The 14,224-nt window shown below is 73.4% G+C and carries 15 protein-coding genes; 11 read left to right on the top strand and 4 right to left on the bottom strand.

The window, feature by feature from the left end:
• The first annotated feature begins 5 nt into the window (after positions 1-5).
• The 4 genes from ACA514_RS22740 to ACA514_RS22725 are packed head-to-tail and all read left to right on the top strand — an operon-like array spanning position 6 to position 5,666.
• Entirely contained in the window at positions 6-1,445 is a 1,440-nt protein-coding gene (locus ACA514_RS22740) for an ABC transporter substrate-binding protein (RefSeq protein WP_375043222.1), read from the top strand.
• Positions 1,442-2,221, top strand: a complete 780-nt coding sequence (locus ACA514_RS22735) for an ABC transporter permease (RefSeq protein ID WP_375043221.1) — start codon at positions 1,442-1,444, stop codon at positions 2,219-2,221. Before ACA514_RS22740 ends, ACA514_RS22735 begins: the two co-directional genes overlap by 4 nt.
• Positions 2,218-2,985, top strand: coding sequence for an ABC transporter ATP-binding protein (locus ACA514_RS22730; protein WP_375043220.1), 768 nt, complete (start codon positions 2,218-2,220; stop codon positions 2,983-2,985). Before ACA514_RS22735 ends, ACA514_RS22730 begins: the two co-directional genes overlap by 4 nt.
• Positions 2,985-5,666 carry a fumarate reductase/succinate dehydrogenase flavoprotein subunit gene (locus ACA514_RS22725; protein ID WP_375043219.1) on the top strand — a complete coding sequence of 894 codons (2,682 nt, stop codon included), beginning with the start codon at positions 2,985-2,987 and terminating at the stop codon, positions 5,664-5,666. The genes ACA514_RS22730 and ACA514_RS22725 overlap by 1 nt, the downstream gene beginning before the upstream one ends.
• Here ACA514_RS22725 and ACA514_RS22720 read toward each other — a convergent pair.
• On the bottom strand, positions 5,656-6,426 hold the full coding sequence (locus tag ACA514_RS22720; protein WP_375043218.1) for an adenosylcobinamide-GDP ribazoletransferase: 771 nt from the start codon (positions 6,424-6,426) through the stop codon (positions 5,656-5,658). The two genes, ACA514_RS22725 and ACA514_RS22720, sit on opposite strands and share 11 nt — an antisense overlap.
• Complete coding sequence (locus tag ACA514_RS22715) at positions 6,423-7,367, bottom strand: bifunctional adenosylcobinamide kinase/adenosylcobinamide-phosphate guanylyltransferase (RefSeq protein ID WP_375043217.1); 945 nt, start codon at positions 7,365-7,367, stop codon at positions 6,423-6,425. Before ACA514_RS22715 ends, ACA514_RS22720 begins: the two co-directional genes overlap by 4 nt.
• Positions 7,368-7,449: 82 nt before the next feature.
• Here ACA514_RS22715 and ACA514_RS22710 point away from each other — a divergent pair, with 82 nt between their 5' ends.
• Both ACA514_RS22710 and ACA514_RS22705 read left to right on the top strand, forming a co-directional pair.
• On the top strand, positions 7,450-8,361 hold the full coding sequence (locus ACA514_RS22710) for a DsbA family protein (protein ID WP_375043216.1): 912 nt from the start codon (positions 7,450-7,452) through the stop codon (positions 8,359-8,361).
• A gap of 43 nt (positions 8,362-8,404) precedes the next feature.
• Positions 8,405-8,602, top strand: coding sequence for a hypothetical protein (locus tag ACA514_RS22705; protein ID WP_375043215.1), 198 nt, complete (start codon positions 8,405-8,407; stop codon positions 8,600-8,602).
• A gap of 69 nt (positions 8,603-8,671) precedes the next feature.
• Here the strand turns inward: ACA514_RS22705 and ACA514_RS22700 are convergent, their stop codons facing one another.
• Both ACA514_RS22700 and ACA514_RS22695 read right to left on the bottom strand, forming a co-directional pair.
• Positions 8,672-9,673: an aldo/keto reductase family protein gene (locus ACA514_RS22700; protein ID WP_375043214.1), complete on the bottom strand. Its 1,002-nt coding sequence runs from the start codon at positions 9,671-9,673 to the stop codon at positions 8,672-8,674.
• Between the two features lie 81 nt (positions 9,674-9,754).
• Positions 9,755-10,285, bottom strand: a complete 531-nt coding sequence (locus ACA514_RS22695; protein WP_375043213.1) for a DUF3043 domain-containing protein — start codon at positions 10,283-10,285, stop codon at positions 9,755-9,757.
• Between the two features lie 183 nt (positions 10,286-10,468).
• On the opposite strand from ACA514_RS22695, the gene ACA514_RS22690 reads away from it, so the two are divergent.
• From ACA514_RS22690 to ACA514_RS22670, 5 genes are all read left to right on the top strand, one after another.
• Positions 10,469-11,275, top strand: a complete 807-nt coding sequence (locus ACA514_RS22690; protein ID WP_375043212.1) for a PspA/IM30 family protein — start codon at positions 10,469-10,471, stop codon at positions 11,273-11,275.
• Complete coding sequence (locus ACA514_RS22685; protein WP_375043211.1) at positions 11,272-11,550, top strand: hypothetical protein; 279 nt, start codon at positions 11,272-11,274, stop codon at positions 11,548-11,550. The genes ACA514_RS22690 and ACA514_RS22685 overlap by 4 nt, the downstream gene beginning before the upstream one ends.
• 220 nt (positions 11,551-11,770) lie before the next feature.
• Positions 11,771-12,688: a zinc metalloprotease HtpX gene (htpX, locus tag ACA514_RS22680; protein WP_375043210.1), complete on the top strand. Its 918-nt coding sequence runs from the start codon at positions 11,771-11,773 to the stop codon at positions 12,686-12,688.
• Between the two features lie 3 nt (positions 12,689-12,691).
• Positions 12,692-13,261: a hypothetical protein gene (locus ACA514_RS22675; RefSeq protein WP_375043209.1), complete on the top strand. Its 570-nt coding sequence runs from the start codon at positions 12,692-12,694 to the stop codon at positions 13,259-13,261.
• A gap of 106 nt (positions 13,262-13,367) precedes the next feature.
• On the top strand, positions 13,368-14,153 hold the full coding sequence (locus ACA514_RS22670; RefSeq protein ID WP_375043208.1) for a maleylpyruvate isomerase family mycothiol-dependent enzyme: 786 nt from the start codon (positions 13,368-13,370) through the stop codon (positions 14,151-14,153).
• Positions 14,154-14,224: the final 71 nt, after the last annotated feature.

Genomic DNA, 14,224 nt, shown 5'->3' with positions numbered 1-14,224 from the left:
GACCGATGAACGCGAAGAACAGGACGCTGACCGCCGGCGCCGCCCTCCTGCCGCTGCTGGCCGGCTGCACGGTCGCGGGGAACGCCGCCGCCGGCGGCGGCTCCGGGCAGATCGTCGTGGGATACCAGTCCAAGACCATCAACACCGTCACCGCCGGGACGCTGCTGCGCTCGCTCGGCTACTTCGAGAAGCGCCTCAAGGCCCTCGGGAAGCAGGACGGCGAGAAGTACTCGGTCGTGTGGCGCGACTACGACACCGGCGCGCCCATCACCGCGCAGATGCTCGCCGGGAAGATCGACATCGGCTCGATGGGCGACTACCCGCTGCTGATCAACGGCTCGCGGGCGCAGGCGCAGGGCGGCGACGCGAAGACCTCGTGGGTGGCGGTGACCGGCTACAACATGCGCGGCTCGCTGAACGGCGTGGTCGTCGCCCCGGGCTCCAAGGCCAGGACGCTGCGCGACCTCAAGGGCGAGACGGTCTCGACGAGCGTCGGCTCCGCCGGGCACGGCACGTTCGTCCAGGCGGCCCGCAAGTACGGGCTGGACCCGGCGAAGGACGTCAAGGTCGAGAACCAGCAGCCCACGGTGGGCGCGTCGGCGTTGCAGGCGGGCAGCGCCGCGGCGTTCGCGCAGTTCGTCGCCTGGCCCGGCCTGCTGGTGAACAAGGGGCAGGCCCGCCTGCTGTACGACGGCGGGCAGTTGAACGTGCCGACGTTCCACGGCGTGGTGGTGCGCAACGAGTTCGCCGGCAAGAACGGCAAGGTGCTCGACGCGTTCCTGCGCGCGCAGATCGACGCGACGAACTACCTGCACGCGCACCCGCTGGAGGCCGCCGAGTCGGTGGCGTCCACCACCGGGCTGCCCCCCGAGACCGTGTACCTCTACAACGGCGCGGGCGGCGTCGCCACGTTCGACGCCACCATCAAGCAGGGGCTGAAGGACGCGTTCGTGCACGACGTCCCGTTCCTGAAGTCGATCGGGGTCATCCAGACGCCGCTGGACGTCGGGCCCTTCATCAACGACTCCTACATCAGGAAGGCGTACGGCGCGTCCTACGACCACGACGCCGCGTCCACCGCCAACCCCGCCGCCATCACCGGAACCGACGAGGTGTGCAAGACCAAGGTGGACGACCCGGCGACGGCGGGCGAGGTGTGGGTTCAGGGCGAGGGCAAGACGCGGCCCGTGGCCGACCCCGTCTGCCTGCTGAAGAACGTGCGCGCGCTACAGGGGCAGGGGAAGAAGCTCAGAGCCGTCTACATCCCCGACGCCACCACCGGAACCCGCTGGTTCGCCGACAAGGACGTCTGGGTCGAGGACCCGTCGGCGAAGGCGGAGCAGCGGTTCAAGCCGTTCGCGACGGACGAGGGGGCGCAGAAGTACGTCTCCGCCCACTCCGGCGCCAAGGTCGTCACCTATGACGAGGCGGTGAAGAACGCGTGAGCCGCCACCTCCGCTGGCCCGTCCGCATCGCGTCCCTCCTGGCCGCGGTCGCGGTGTGGCAGCTGCTGACCGCCGCGAACGTGCGGCTGTGGGTGCGCTTCGACCGGTTCCCCGGCCCGGTGGACGTGCTGCACGAGTTCGGCCGGCAGGTCGAGCACGCCCAGTACTGGCAGGACGTCGCGCAGAGCCTCGTGCGCATCCTCACCGGGTTCGCGCTCGCCGCCGTCCTCGGCGTCGCCGCGGGCATCGCCACCGCCCGGTCGCGGTGGGCGGGCGACGTCCTGCAGCCGCTGTTCGAGGTCGCCCGTCCCATCCCGGCGATCGCGCTGGTGCCGGTCGCGATCCTGCTGTTCCCCGCGAACGAGCAGGGCATCGTGTTCATCACCTTCGCCGCCGCGTTCTTCCCCGTCCTCGTCGGCACCCGGCACGCGGTCAAGGCGCTCCCGGTCGTCTGGGAGGACGCCGTCCGGACCCTGGGCGGGAGCCGGACCCGGGTGCTGCTCGGGGTCGTCCTGCCGGGGATCCTGCCCGGCGTGTTCGGCGGCCTGTCCATCGGGATGGGCGTCGCGTGGATCTGCGTGATCTCCGCCGAGATGATCTCCGGCGACTTCGGCGTCGGCTACCGGACCTGGCAGGCGTACACGATCGTCGACTACCCCGGCGTGCTCGTCGGGATGGCCACCATCGGGCTGCTCGGCTACCTCACCTCCGCCGCCGTGGAGCTGACCGGCCGACGGCTGACCCGCTGGCTGCCCAGGGAGGAGCGTTCGTCATGAGCGGACTCGAACTGCGCGCCGAGGACGTGACGCTCGGCTACGGCGGCCGGGCCGTCGTCACCGGGCTCGACCTGACCGCCGGGCCGGGCGAGATCCTCGCCGTGCTCGGGCCGTCCGGCTGCGGCAAGTCGACGCTGCTGCGCGCGTTCGCGGGGCTGCTGCCGGCCACGTCCGGGCGGATCCTGGCGGGCGGCGCGCCCGTCACCGGGCCGTCCGCCGACCGCGCGCTGATGTTCCAGGACGACGCGCTGCTGCCGTGGCGGACCGCGCGCCGCAACGTCGAGCTGGCACTGGCGCTGCGCGGCGTAAAGCGGGCGGAGCGGCGCGCGGCGGCGGACCGCTGGCTGGACCGGGTGGGCCTCGGCGACGCGGCCGGCCGGCTGCCCCGCGAGCTGTCCGGCGGGATGCGCCAGCGCGTCCAGCTCGCCCGGACCCTCGCCGCCGGGCCCCGCGCGATCCTCATGGACGAGCCGTTCGGCGCCCTGGACGCCCAGACCCGCGCGAGCATGCAGCGCCTGCTGCTCGACGTCATCGCCGACGCGCCCGCGACCGTCGTGTTCGTCACCCACGACGTGGACGAGGCGCTGCTGATCGGCCACCGCGTCGTCGTCCTCGGCGCGGGCGGCGCCACCGCGCGGTTCCCCGCGTCCCCGTCCCGCGAGGAGGTCCTCGCGGCGCTGGGCGCGCGGGAGGACGTGCGGGAGGACGTGCGGGAGGACGTGCGGGAGGACGTGCGGGAGATCGAGACCAAGGAGACCGTGTGATGGAGATCCCCGCCGTGACCGAGCGGCGCGAGCTGAGCGCCGACGTGCTGGTGATCGGCGGCGGCACCGCCGGCACGATGGCCGCGATCACGGCCGCCGAGCACGGCGCGTCCGTGCTGCTGCTGGAGAAGGCGCACGTCCGGCACTCCGGGGCCCTCGCCATGGGCATGGACGGCGTCAACAACGCGGTCATCCCGGGCAAGGCCACGCCGGAGGACTACGTCGCCGAGATCACCCGCGCCAACGACGGCATCGTGGACCAGCGGACCGTGCACCAGACCGCGACGCGCGGGTTCGCGATGGTGAAGCGGCTCGAGAAGTACGGCGTGAAGTTCGAGAAGGACGAGCACGGCGAGTACGCCGTGCGCCGCGTCCACCGGTCGGGCTCCTACGTCCTGCCGATGCCCGAGGGCAAGGACGTCAAGAAGGTGCTGTACCGGGTGCTGCGGCAGCGCTCCATCCGGGAGAAGGTGACGATCGAGAACCGCGTCATGCCGGTGCGCGTCCTGACGTCGGGCGGGCGCGCGGTGGGGGCGGTCGGGTTCGACACCCGCAGCGGCGAGTTCGTGACGGTGTCGGCCGGCGCGGTGATCCTGGCGACCGGCGCGTGCGGACGGCTCGGACTCCCCGCGTCCGGCTACCTGTACGGGACGTACGAGAACCCCACCAACGCGGGCGACGGCTACGCCATGGCCTACCACGCGGGCGCCGAGCTGAGCGGCATCGAGTGCTTCCAGATCAACCCGCTCATCAAGGACTACAACGGGCCCGCGTGCGCGTACGTCGCCAACCCGTTCGGCGGCTACCAGGTCAACGCCGAGGGCACCCGGTTCGTCGACTGCGACTACTGGTCCGGGCAGATGATGTCCGAGGTCAAGCGGGAGATCGACTCCGCGCGCGGCCCGATCTACCTCAAGCTCACCCACCTGCCGGACGAGACGCTGAGCGCCCTCGAAGGCATCCTGCACACCACCGAGCGGCCGACCCGCGGCACGTTCCACGCGGGCCGCGGCCACGACTACCGCACCCACGACGTGGAGATGCACATCTCCGAGATCGGGCTGTGCGGCGGGCACTCGGCGTCCGGCGTCTGGGTGGACGAGAACGCCCGCACGACCGTCCCCGGCCTGTACGCGGCGGGCGACCTGGCGTGCGTGCCGCACAACTACATGATCGGCGCGTTCGTCTTCGGCGACCTCGCGGGCGCGCACGCGTCCGCCCATTTCGGCACGCCGGGCGCGCTGCCGGAGGACCAGGTCCGCGCGGCGCACGAGCTGATCTACCGGCCGCTGCGCCACCCGGACGGCCCGCCGCAACCGCAGGTGGAGTACAAGCTGCGCCGGTTCGTCAACGACTACGTCGCGCCGCCCAAGACCCGGACCAGGCTCGACATCGCCGTCGAGACGTTCACGCGGATGGAGACCGAGATCGCCGCGATGGGCGCGCGGACCCCGCACGAGCTGATGCGCTGCGCCGAGGTCACCTTCATCCGCGACTGCGCGGAGATGGCCGCCCGGTCGTCCCTCACCCGCACCGAGAGCCGCTGGGGCCTCTACCACGACCGCGCCGACCTGCCCGAACGCGACGACGCCGAATGGATGTTCCACCTCAACCTGCGGCGCCGCGACGACGGCGCGATGGAGTTCGTCAAGCGGCCGGTCGCCCCGTACCTCGTCCCCGTCGAGGAGTTCACCGTCCCGGACGGGGCCGAGCCGCAGGTGCTCGGCACGACCTCGTCCGCACCGGTCGCGGTCGCGGCCGGCCCGGCCGCGGGGACCCGTCCGGCGCCCGCGGTCGGACGGTCCCCGCGGCTGCTGGAGCTGCAGCGGCTCGCCGAGACCGAGCCGGACGTCGGCGCCGTCGCCGCCTACCTGTCCGACCCCGACCCGAAGGTGCGGCGCGCCGCCGTCGCGACGCTCACCGAGGTCGTCCCGGACGGCGTCGCGGGCGCCCTCGCGACCGCGCTCGCCGACGGGCACGGCTCGGTCCGGCACGCCGCGGCGACGGCGCTGCGCGAACTCGTCGAGGTCCTGCCGGCGACGGCGGAGGTGCGGGACGCGCTGACCGGCGCCCTCGGCGTCCCGGACGCGCAGGTGCGGGCGGCGGTCCTGGACGTCCTGCGCGCGCTGCGCCTCGGGACCGCCGAGCTGTTCGCCGGCGCGCTGGCCGATCCCGACCACCGCGTCCGGCTGCAGGCCGTCCGCGGGCTCGTCGCGCACGACGCGGCGGACGGGGTCGCGCGGGCGGCCGGCGACGCGTCCCGGGAGGTGCGGATCGCCGTCGCGCACGGCCTCGGCACGATCGGCGACCCCGCGTCGGCCGGCGTCCTCGGCGGCCTCCTCGGCGACGCCGACGACCTCGTGCGGGCCGCCGCGCTGGAGGCCCTGGCGGGCGTCGGCTGCCCGCCCCCGCTGGACGGCAAGGCGGCCGCCGCGCTGCACGACCCGGCCTGGCAGGTCCGCGCGGGCGCTGCGCGCGGTCTCGCCGCCGCCGATCCTGAGGTCGCGTCCGTTCCGCTGATCAAGGCGCTGGACGATTCGCACCTCGACGTCCGCAAGGCCGCGGTGATCGCGCTGTCGGCGCACCCGCGCACCGCCGAGACCGCCGACGCGCTGAGCGCGGCACGGTCGGACCCGGACGCCGACGTCCGCGCCTACGCCCGCCGCGCCCTCACCCCCTGATCGCGGCGAGAGAAAGCAGGGCGGCGGTCGTGCCGATCTCCACCAGCGCGCCGAGGACGTCACCGGTGACGCCGCCCAGCCGCCGGACGGCGTGCCGGAGCATCAGCAGCGCCGCGGCGAGGCCGACCAGCACCGCAACGAGCGCGTGCACGGCGCCGCCGAGGCCCCCGGACGCCGCCCCGGCGGCCCCGGCGGCGGCGAGCACCGCGGCGGTCGCGGCGAGCGCGCCGCGCGCCGGGACGGTCCCGGCGACCAGCGCGCCCAGCCCGCCCGGACGGGCGGACGGGACGCCGCCGCGGCACGCCCACGGCAGCGCCAGCCGGCCCGTCACGGCGGCGATCAGCGCGGCCGCGGCGGCGTGCGGCGCCGACGCCAGCGCCGCGACCTGGATCAGCAGCACGAGCAGCAGCGTGACGACCCCGAACGGGCCGATGTCGGACCGCTTCATGATCGCGAGGGCGCCGGCGGCGGGGCGCCCGCTGCCCAGGCCGTCCGCGAGGTCGGCCAGGCCGTCCAGGTGCAGCGCCCGGGTGAGCACCGCCGCCGCCCCCACCGCGAGGGCGGCGGCGAGCAGCCCGGACAGGTCCAGCGCGTCGCCGAGCAGCAGGACGAGCGCCGCGGCGCCACCGGTGATCAGGCCCACGAGCGGGGCCGCGAGCATCGCCGCCCGGGCGGTGGCGCGGTCGACGTCGCCGGTGCGCAGCGGCACGATCGTGAGCAGCGTCACCGCCAGCCGCGGCCCCGCGCCGGCGCCCCTCACGGCAGCTCCAGCACGCGGCCCGCCACCACCAGCGCCGCCTCCTCCGACTCGGCGGCGAGCCGCTGGTTGACCAGGCCGATCATGTCGCGGAACGCGCGGCCCGACGCCGTCGTGGGCACCAGCGAGAACCCGACCTCGTCCGACACCGCGACCACCCGCGCCGCGGTGCCGCGCCACGCCGCGACCAGGTCGTCCACGGCCGGCAGGACGCGCGGCGGGTCGTCCCAGGCGCCCGCGTCGTCCATCGCCGCGGCGAGCCAGGTGCCGATGCCGTCCACCAGGACCGCCCCGGACGCCGAACCCAGCACCCCGGCGAGATCGGTCGTCTCGGCCGTCTTCCACCAGGCGGGACGGCGGCTCCGATGCGCCTCGACCCGACGCGTCCACTCCGGGTCGTCGTCGCGGACCGGGCCCGTCGCCACGTACAGGACGTCCGGGCAGCCCGCCAGGCGCAGTTCGGCCTCGGCCGACTTGCCGGAACGGGAACCGCCGAGCAGGAGCGTGCGGAACGGGCCGTCCGGCGGTCGCAGCCAGAACGCCATGCGCCGGTCCAACTCGGCCGGGGACGGCATCCGGTGGTCCACGTGAACGGCCATGACGCGCGTCTCAGGCGTCACCGCGCCGATATGGCGCAGGTAGCCGAGATGTTCGGGCGAACCCGCCATGTCGAGGAGGACGGCGTCGTACCGCGCGTTCGCGGCGGGTTCCGGGCGAGCGCCCGGCCCGGACGCCATCAGGACCCGGCCTCCGCCCGGAGCGACGATGTCGTGCCCGCCGGGGACGTCCGCGACGGCGCAGGAGTCCAGTGGCACGCCGTCGAGGAGGACCATGGCCGGTTCGTGTCGCACGCCGCGCGCGCGCAGCCGGCCGCAGGAGGCGCAGCGGCAGCCGTCCTCGGGCCAGCCCTGCGGGGCGGCGCTACCGCGGAGTTCGATGTCCATATCGGTCCGAAACTCTACGGTCCCTCCTGGATACGCTCACCTGGAGGACCAGGACCAGGACCAGCCAGCAGAAGGAGACCCGGTGGGCAACCCCCCGAACGCGCCGTGGCCGGAGCAGGGGCCTCAGCCTCCGTACGGCCCGCCCCCCGTGCCGCCCGGACCACCGCCCCCCGTCGGGCCGGGCCCGGTACCGCCCGGCCCGCAGTTCGGCGCCCAGCCCTGGCAGCCCGGTCCGCCGCCACCGCCGCGGGGCAGGGGACCGGGTCTGCTGATCGCGCTCATCGGCGGCGGCCTGGTGCTGGTCCTGATCGTCGTCGGCGTCGTCGTCCTGGCCCTCCAGAGCGGCGGGGACGGCGATGACGACGGCGCGGGCGGAGGCGGAGGCGGCGGCGCGGCCGGGCCCCGGCTCCAGGTCGGCCAGATCGCGGGCGGCGCGGAGGCGATCCCGAACCCCGACGGCAGCCTCACCATGGAGCGGCCCGGCGTCACGTCCCCGGTGGTCGACATCTACGAGGACTTCTCCTGCCCGCCCTGCGGCACGTTCGACAAGACCAACGACCCGATGCTCAAGCAGATCGCGGTGGCGGGGGAGGCGAAGGTCGTCTTCCACCCGATGGTCGTCTTCGGCACGGGCACCGAACCGCAGCACGGCAACTCCACCCGCGCCGCGGCGGCGCTGCGCTGCGTCGGGGACGGCGCGCGCTGGCTGTCCTACCAGGACGCCCTCTACGCCCACCAGCCGTCCGAGACCGAGCAGGGCTACAGCACCGCCGACCTGATCGCCTGGGCCGCGCCGTACGGGCTCACCGGCGGCGACTTCGAGCAGTGCGTGAAGGGCCAGCAGTTCGCCGGCGAGGTCGCGACGGTGAGCCGCTCGTACATCTCGTCCGGTGTCCAGGGCACGCCCGCCGTGCGGATCAACGGCCGGGCCCTCGGCAACTCCGACGTCCAGAGCCCGGACGCGCTGCGGCGCGCCATCGAGGCCGCCTCCTGACCGGAGCGGCTAGTCTCACCCGCGACGAGGGAGGTCGAGCGCGATGGCGTGGAGCTGGCGTTTGGAGAAGGCCGACGGCACGACGATCGGCACGTCCGAGGAGACCTTCTCCACCCAGTCGGACGCGGAGAGCTGGCTGGGCGAGAACTGGCGGGGCCTGCGCACCGGCGAGGTCGACAAGGTGACCCTCATGGACGGCGAGACGGTCGTCTACGGGATGAGCCTGCACGACCCGGAGTGACGGCACGGGAACGGCGAGGGCCGCGGGACGCAGCGTCCCGCGGCCCTCGCCGTCCCGGCGGCCCTCAGCTCACGGGCGGGTGCGCGGGCTGACGGTCTTGGACGCGTCGCGGATCACCGCGTCGCCGAGGACGTCGTCGATCCGCTTCAGCACGTCGGCGTCCAGCTTCACCCCGGCCGCCTTCACGTTGTCGGCGACCTGCTCCGGGCGGGACGCGCCGACGATGGCCGCCGACACGTTCGGGTTCTGCAGCGTCCACGCGATCGCCAGCTGCGCCATCGACAGCCCGAGGTCGTCGGCGACCGGCTTCAGGTTCTGCACCCGGGTCAGCAGGTCGTCGTTCAGGTAGCGCTTGATCATGTCGGCGCCGCCCTTGTCGTCGGTCGCGCGCGACCCCTCCGGCAGCGGCCGTCCGGGCTTGTACTTGCCGGTCAGCACGCCCTGCGCGATCGGCGACCAGACGATCTGGCCGACCCCCTCGCGCTCGCACAGCGGGACGACCTCCTCCTCGATGACCCGCCACAGCATCGAGTACTGCGGCTGGCTGGAGACGATCCGGTCGAACCCCATCTCGTCGGCGATCTTCAGGGCGCGCTCGATCTCCTCGGCGCGCCACTCCGACACGCCGACGTACAGCACCTTGCCCTGCCGGACGAGGTCGTCGAAGGCGCGGAGGGTCTCCTCCAGCGGCGTCTCGCGGTCGAACCGGTGGGCCTGGTACAGGTCCACGTAGTCGGTGCCGAGCCGGCGGAGCGACCCGTTGATCGACTCCATGATGTGCTTGCGCGACAGGCCGCGGTCGTTCACGCCGGGCCCGGTGGGCCAGTAGACCTTGGTGAAGATCTCCAGCCCCTCGCGGCGCTGCCCCTTGAGCGCGCGGCCGAGGACCTCCTCGGCGCGCGTCCCGGCGTAGACGTCCGCGGTGTCGAAGGTGGTGATCCCCTCGTCGAGGGCCGCGCGCACGCACGCGCGCGCCGCGTCCTCCTCGACCTGGGAGCCGTGGGTGAGCCAGTTGCCGTACGCGATCTCGCTGATCTTCAGACCGCTCCGGCCCAGGTATCGGAACTCCATGCTCACGACCCTAGCCCCGCGGAGATCATCCTCGGACGGGGGCGGGCGGGTCCGGACGGGACCCCCGGTGCGGGGGCCCGGTCAGATCTTCTCCTTCTCCCCGACCTTCACCTGCGGCGCCGGCATCCGCAGCCGGCGGATCTGCATCGCGCGCATCGCCGCGTACAGGCCGACGCCCTTGGTGTCCTCGTCCGGGTGCCGCTCGGTGGCGAGCCTCTTGATGCCGCGGCTGAGCAGCAGCCCCTCGCCGAACACCACGACCAGCAGCAGCGGCGGCGCGAACAGCACCAGCAGCTTGGCCGCCGGGATCGGCAGCAGGCTCAGCAGCACGATCGCGAACATCGCGTACATCAGGTACGAGCCGACGGTGCGCCGCGAGTCGACGTAGTTGCGGGCCAGCCGCCGGACGGGCCCCTTGTCGCGCTTGAGGAGGTACTTCTCGTCCCCCCGGGCCATGCCCGCGCGCGCCCGCTCGCGCTCGGTCGACTGCCGCTCCCGGACCTTCTTGTAGGCCTCCTTGCGGGTCGACGGCGCGGTGATCGGCTGGCGGCGGCGCTTCTCGGCCTCGCTCCGCTTCGGCGTAGGCCGCCCCTTGCCTCCCGGCTTCGCCATTACTACCTGAGGAGGATTCGCGGGGGCTTCCCGGGTACGACGCTTGAACACGGGGTCAGCCTACCGGCTGCGAACATCGTGGCTGCCTCGCGCGTTAACGCGTAGGGTGATAAGAACCCCAGCAGTGGTCATTGAGCCCAGTATGCGACTGAGGCGACAGCACGAAGGGACCGGCGCCGCGCGATGAGCGTGATGAAGAGAATGTCGATGATCTTCAAGGCCAAGGCCAACAAGGCCCTGGACCGGGCTGAGGATCCTCGCGAGACGCTCGACTACTCCTACCAGCGCCAGCTGGAGATGCTGCAGAAGGTCCGTCGGGGGGTCGCCGACGTCGCCACCTCGCGCAAGCGTCTCGAGCTGCAGATCAACCAGCTCGAGCAGCAGCAGAACAAGCTGACCGACCAGGGCAAGAAGGCGCTGCAGGTGGGCCGGGAGGACCTGGCCCGCGAGGCGCTGACCCGCCGGTCGGGGCTGGACTCCCAGCTGAACGACCTGCGCGCGCAGTACCAGCAGCTGCAGGGCGAGGAGGAGAAGCTCACGCTCGCCTCCCAGCGGCTGCAGGCCAAGGTCGACTCGTTCCGCACCCGCAAGGAGACGATCAAGGCGACGTACACCGCCGCCGAGGCGCAGACCAAGATCAACGAGGCGTTCTCCGGCATCTCCGAGGAGATGGGCGACGTCGGCCTGGCGATCCAGCGGGCCGAGGAGAAGACCGAGAACATGAAGGCGCGCGCCGGCGCCATCGACGAGCTGCTCGCCTCCGGCGCGCTCGAGGACTTCTCCGGCCCCCGCGACGACATCCAGGCCGAGCTCGACCGGATGGGCTCCGGCCCCGGCGTCGACCTCGAGCTGGAGCAGCTGAAGGCCGAACTCGGCCAGGGCCCGGCGCCCAAGCAGCTCAACCAGGGCTCGCCCACCGCGCAGCCCCAGCAGCAGCAGGACACCCCGCAGCAGGCCCCGTGGCCGCAGCAGCCCGGGGGTGCGCAGTGATCGTCCGCCTGATGGGCGAGGGGCAGCTGGACGTGGCCGACGGCGACCTGGCCGCGCTCAACACCCTGGACGGCGAGCTGGAGTCGGCCATCGAGACCGGCGACGAGGCGGCGTTCCGCGCCGCCCTGCACGCCTTGCTGGAGAACGTGCGCAAGGTCGGCAAGCCGCTTCCGGCCGACAGCCTCGCGCCGTCGGAGCTGATCCTGCCGCCGGCGGACGCGGCCATCGACGAGGTGCGCGCGATGCTCGGCGACGAGGGGCTCATCCCCGACTGACCCGGTGCCCGCGCGACGAGCGGGCACCGGGCCGGCCGGGCCCCGCGCCCCCGGCGAGGGGCGTGCGCCCGGCGAGCGATCCGCACCCCGGCCGCCCGGGACGGGGCGGCGGTGGCGTCCTCCAGGACGATTCGCGCGCGACCCGGCGGTGCCTGGCACAAAAACCGGGGTCCGCGCGTTCTCACAAGTGAATCGGGGAAAGAAACTGGGGGTTGCCCGGATGGCCTCAACGCGTTACGCCTCCGACCGGGGGCTGACGTCACGCATGCTCGTGACCATGTTCCTGCTGGGGCTGGTCTACGTCGTCTTCGTGACGGCGTTCTTCGTGATCTCGCCGAAGTTCGGGGCGATCGCTCTCGTCGTCGCGCTGGCGTTCCTGTTCGCGCAGTACTTCTTCTCCGACAAGCTGACGATGTTCGCCATGCACGGCCGGGTCGTCTCCGCGGAGGAGGCACCCGAGCTGCACGGCGTGATCGACCGCATCTGCGCCATGTCGGACGCGCCGAAGCCGCGCGTCGCCGTCGCCGACACCGACGTGCCGAACGCGTTCGCGACCGGCCGCAGCCAGAAGAAGGCCGTGGTCTGCGTCACCACCGGGCTGCTGCGCCGGCTCGACCCGGTCGAGCTGGAGGGCGTCCTCGCCCACGAGATGGCGCACGTCGCCCACAAGGACGTCGCGGTCATGACGATCGCCTCGTTCCTCGGCATCTGCGCCGGCCTGATCACCCGCTTCGGCCTGGAATGGGGCCTGTGGGGCGGCTTCAACCGCCGCGACAACGACCAGAACACCGGGATGATCCTGCTCGCCGTGGTCGCGGTCAGCGCCGTCGCCTACGCGGTCAGCTTCCTGCTCACCCGGGCGCTGTCGCGCTACCGGGAGCTGTCGGCCGACCGGGCCGCCGCGCTGCTGACCGGCCGCCCGTCCGCGCTGGCCAGCGCGCTCACCAAGGTGAGCGGCGAGATCGCCCGGATCCCGACCAACGACCTGCGCTCGGCGCAGGCGTTCAACGCCTTCTTCTTCACCCCGGCGTTCGGCAAGGGCGTCAGCGTCGCCAGCCTGTTCTCCACGCACCCGCCGCTGGACAAGCGGCTCGCCCAGCTGTCGAAGATCTCCGACCAGCTCAGCAGGGGAGTCTGACCCGTGGGATTCCTGGACACGCTGCTCGGCCGTTCCAAGCCGGTCAAGCCGGACCTCGACCAGCTGTTCGGGCTGTCGACCGCGGCCATCACGCTCGAGGCCGCCAGCGGCTTCAAGCCCACCGGGCTCGGCTCGGTCTGCTTCCGGGCGGCCGAGGGCGGCGCGTTCGCGCGGCTGCAGGCCGAGGTCCAGGAGCTGCTGGACGCCGACGAGGGCCCCAGGGTCGAGATCAGCAACGACTCCTACGGGTACACGTGGCTGCTGGCGACGCATCCGCCGGAGGAGCTGCCCGACCTGGTCACCGACCTGCACGCGGTGAACTCCACGCTGGAGTCGGGCGGGTTCGGCCCGCACCTGCTGTGCTCGCTCGCCGGCTTCCGCGGCCCGGACGGGCAGAAGCTCGCGCTCGTCTACCTGTACAAGCGCGGCACCTTCTACCCGTTCGCGCCGCTGCCCGGCGACAAGCGCGACAACGCCCTCGAGCTCCAGGTGCGCGGCGCGGTCGGCGCCGACCTGCCGTTCGAGGAGGACCTCGGCCGCTGGTTCCCGGTATGGGGCGCCCCAGGGCTCTGAGCCCGCCTTCCGGGGCGGCCCGTCCCGGGTCGCCCCGAGACGTGGGCCGATGCGGGGTATGTCAGTGTCGAACGTCCGTGCACGGTCGGTTCATGCGGGAGGCGTAATGACCGGACGGCCCTGGGACCATCTCCGCCACTGCGACGCGCTGGAGCGGGAGGCCGCCGCGTTCGCCGACGTCGCGGCGGACGCCGACCTCGACGAGCCGGTGCCGTCCTGCCCCGGCTGGTCCGTCGCCGAACTCGTCCGCCACCTCGGCGCCATGCACCGGTGGGCGGCCGGGACCGTCCGGGTGGGCGCGCCGCGCCGGCTCAGCCTGCGCGAGCTCGGCGTCTCCTTCCCGGTGGTGCCGGGCGACCACCTTCCGTGGTTCGGGGAGGGCGCGGAGCGGCTGCTGGAGATCCTGCGGGCCGCCGACCCGGACGGGCCGGTGTGGGCGTGGGGCGTCGACCAGCACGTCCGCTTCTGGTCGCGCCGGATGCTGTTCGAGACCGCCGTGCACCGCGCCGACCTCGAGATCGCCTGCGGCCGCAAACCCGCCGTCGAGCCCGAGACGGCCGCCGAGGGGGTGGACGAGCTGCTGGAGAACCTGGAGAAGGCCGCCGCGTTCGCGCCCAAGGTGGAGAACCTGCGCGGCGACGGCGAGGTGCTGGCCTTCGAGGCCGCCGACCTCGGCGCCCGCTGGCTGTTCCGCCTGCACCCGGACCGCTTCGAATGGACCCGCCGCGACGGCCCCGCCGAAAGCGCCGAAAGCGCCGACGCGACGGTGCGCGGCGACGCCTCCGACGTCTTCCTGTTCCTGTGGGGCCGCCGCAAGCTCGGCGACTCCGCCTTGGAGTTCTCCGGCAACGACGACCTGCTCGTCCACTGGGTCGAGAACTCCGCAATCTGACCTGCGGGCTGGGCCTCAGCCGTCGCGCGAGCGCGTTATCTGACCGGCGGGGCGACGCCGGAGGCGAGCCC

The organism is Actinomadura sp. NTSP31 (assembly GCF_041951385.1).
In the GTDB taxonomy this organism is placed as follows: domain Bacteria; phylum Actinomycetota; class Actinomycetes; order Streptosporangiales; family Streptosporangiaceae; genus Spirillospora; species Spirillospora napierensis.
Note: the sequence above shows the minus strand (reverse complement) of the source record. Positions and strands in the feature narration are given on the sequence as shown.

What these genes read in the sequence shown, in the direction of transcription:
- ACA514_RS22740 (WP_375043222.1), top strand. Translation starts at nt 6, where the DNA reads ATGAACGCGAAGAACAGGACGCTGACCGCCGGCGCCGCCCTCCTGCCG.
- ACA514_RS22730 (WP_375043220.1), top strand. Translation starts at nt 2,218, where the DNA reads ATGAGCGGACTCGAACTGCGCGCCGAGGACGTGACGCTCGGCTACGGC.
- ACA514_RS22725 (WP_375043219.1), top strand. Translation starts at nt 2,985, where the DNA reads ATGGAGATCCCCGCCGTGACCGAGCGGCGCGAGCTGAGCGCCGACGTG.
- ACA514_RS22715 (WP_375043217.1), bottom strand. Translation starts at nt 7,367, where the DNA reads ATGGACATCGAACTCCGCGGTAGCGCCGCCCCGCAGGGCTGGCCCGAG.
- ACA514_RS22705 (WP_375043215.1), top strand. Translation starts at nt 8,405, where the DNA reads ATGGCGTGGAGCTGGCGTTTGGAGAAGGCCGACGGCACGACGATCGGC.
- ACA514_RS22700 (WP_375043214.1), bottom strand. Translation starts at nt 9,673, where the DNA reads ATGGAGTTCCGATACCTGGGCCGGAGCGGTCTGAAGATCAGCGAGATC.
- ACA514_RS22695 (WP_375043213.1), bottom strand. Translation starts at nt 10,285, where the DNA reads ATGGCGAAGCCGGGAGGCAAGGGGCGGCCTACGCCGAAGCGGAGCGAG.
- ACA514_RS22690 (WP_375043212.1), top strand. Translation starts at nt 10,469, where the DNA reads ATGAGCGTGATGAAGAGAATGTCGATGATCTTCAAGGCCAAGGCCAAC.
- htpX (WP_375043210.1), top strand. Translation starts at nt 11,771, where the DNA reads ATGGCCTCAACGCGTTACGCCTCCGACCGGGGGCTGACGTCACGCATG.
- ACA514_RS22670 (WP_375043208.1), top strand. Translation starts at nt 13,368, where the DNA reads ATGACCGGACGGCCCTGGGACCATCTCCGCCACTGCGACGCGCTGGAG.